Source organism: Stenotrophomonas sp. LST15-1-1.1 (assembly GCF_040815575.1).
Taxonomy (GTDB): Bacteria; Pseudomonadota; Gammaproteobacteria; order Xanthomonadales; family Xanthomonadaceae; genus Stenotrophomonas; species Stenotrophomonas lactitubi_B.
Genome location: NZ_JBFPNJ010000008.1, coordinates 1,958 through 3,957 on the forward strand (window position 1 = coordinate 1,958; position 2,000 = coordinate 3,957).

Below are 2,000 nucleotides of genomic sequence, written 5' to 3' on the forward strand. Positions count from 1 at the left end.
AATTTGGGACCTTAGCTGTGGGTCTGGGTTGTTTCCCTTTTCACGACGGACGTTAGCACCCGCCGTGTGTCTCCCATACAGTCCGTCTCGGTATTCGGAGTTTGCAATGGTTTGGTAAGTCGCGATGACCCCCTAGCCATAACAGTGCTCTACCCCCGAGAGGATACATATGAGGCGCTACCTAAATAGCTTTCGAGGAGAACCAGCTATCTCCGGGTTCGATTAGCTTTTCACTCCTAATCACAGCTCATCCCCGTCTTTTGCAACAGACGTGGGTTCGGGCCTCCAGTACCTGTTACGGCACCTTCACCCTGGCCATGACTAGATCACCCGGTTTCGGGTCTACTGCCCGCGACTATGCGCCCTTATCAGACTCGGTTTCCCTTCGCCTCCCCTATACGGTTAAGCTTGCCACGAACAGTAAGTCGCTGACCCATTATACAAAAGGTACGCAGTCACCCCTTGCGAGGCTCCTACTGCTTGTACGCACACGGTTTCAGGATCTATTTCACTCCCCTCTCCGGGGTTCTTTTCGCCTTTCCCTCACGGTACTGGTTCACTATCGGTCGGTCAGTAGTATTTAGCCTTGGAGGATGGTCCCCCCATGTTCAGACAGGGTTTCACGTGCCCCGCCCTACTCGTCTTCACTGAAATGGCCCTTTCAGATACAGGGCTATCACCTTCTATGGCCGCTCTTTCCAGAGCGTTTTCCTAGAACCAAATCAGCTTAAGGGCTAGTCCGCGTTCGCTCGTCGCTACTTACGGAATCTCGGTTGATTTCTTTTCCTCTGGTTACTTAGATATTTCAGTTCACCAGGTTCGCTTCCAGCAGCTATGTATTCACTGCAGGATACCCGCAAGCGGGTGGGTTTCCCCATTCGGACATTACCGGATCAAAGCTTGTTGCCAGCTCCCCGATACTTTTCGCAGGCTGCCACGTCCTTCATCGCCTCTGACCGCCAAGGCATCCACCGTGTGCGCTTATTCGCTTGACCATATAACCGCAAGTTGCCTTGGGTTATATATGTGACCCGGGGGTACAAAGCCCGGATACGAATATAACGACTCAATTAATAAGGAATCTTCCGATTCCCGCCTTAGCCTCACGACACGTCTGATAGATGTATCTCAAACGCTCGCTACGTCACAAGTTTTAAAAGAACACGTACCGGCCACAGTGCCGATGCGTATAAAGATCGATTGTATGCGTCATTCAGAGAATGGTGGGTCTGGGTAGACTCGAACTACCGACCTCACCCTTATCAGGGGTGCGCTCTAACCACCTGAGCTACAGACCCGGAAGACTCTTCCGGAACAGCTTAGATGGTGGAGCCTGTCGGGATCGAACCGACGACCCCCTGCTTGCAAAGCAGGTGCTCTCCCAGCTGAGCTAAGGCCCCAAAAGGGACACTCACACCGGCCTGGCCGATGCGATTCTCTGAATGCAGGTACTTTGTGAAGACGCCCGACAGGACGATGTTGTCTTTGCTCAAAAGGAGGTGATCCAGCCGCACCTTCCGATACGGCTACCTTGTTACGACTTCACCCCAGTCATCGGCCACACCGTGGCAAGCGCCCTCCCGAAGGTTAAGCTACCTGCTTCTGGTGCAACAAACTCCCATGGTGTGACGGGCGGTGTGTACAAGGCCCGGGAACGTATTCACCGCAGCAATGCTGATCTGCGATTACTAGCGATTCCGACTTCATGGAGTCGAGTTGCAGACTCCAATCCGGACTGAGATAGGGTTTCTGGGATTGGCTTACCGTCGCCGGCTTGCAGCCCTCTGTCCCTACCATTGTAGTACGTGTGTAGCCCTGGCCGTAAGGGCCATGATGACTTGACGTCATCCCCACCTTCCTCCGGTTTGTCACCGGCGGTCTCCTTAGAGTTCCCACCATTACGTGCTGGCAACTAAGGACAAGGGTTGCGCTCGTTGCGGGACTTAACCCAACATCTCACGACACGAGCTGACGACAGCCATGCAGCACCTGTGTTCGAG

At 53.8% G+C, this 2,000-nt stretch carries 2 tRNA genes, 1 rRNA gene and 1 other annotated feature (2 of these 4 running past the window's edge); all 3 genes read right to left on the reverse strand.

Annotated elements, in window-relative coordinates:
• Positions 1 to 995 (reverse strand) — a sequence feature (mutual gap in cmsearch alignment for this rRNA model is longer than 100); it reaches 1,850 nt to the left of the window's first position.
• A 226-nt stretch (positions 996 to 1,221) separates the two neighbouring features.
• Positions 1,222 to 1,298, reverse strand: a tRNA-Ile gene (locus MRBLST15_RS07565).
• 26 nt (positions 1,299 to 1,324) lie between these two features.
• Positions 1,325 to 1,400: transfer RNA gene (locus MRBLST15_RS07570), tRNA-Ala, on the reverse strand.
• Positions 1,401 to 1,492: 92 nt separating this feature from the next.
• A 16S ribosomal RNA gene (locus tag MRBLST15_RS07575) occupies positions 1,493 to 2,000 on the reverse strand (it continues 1,136 nt past the right edge of the window).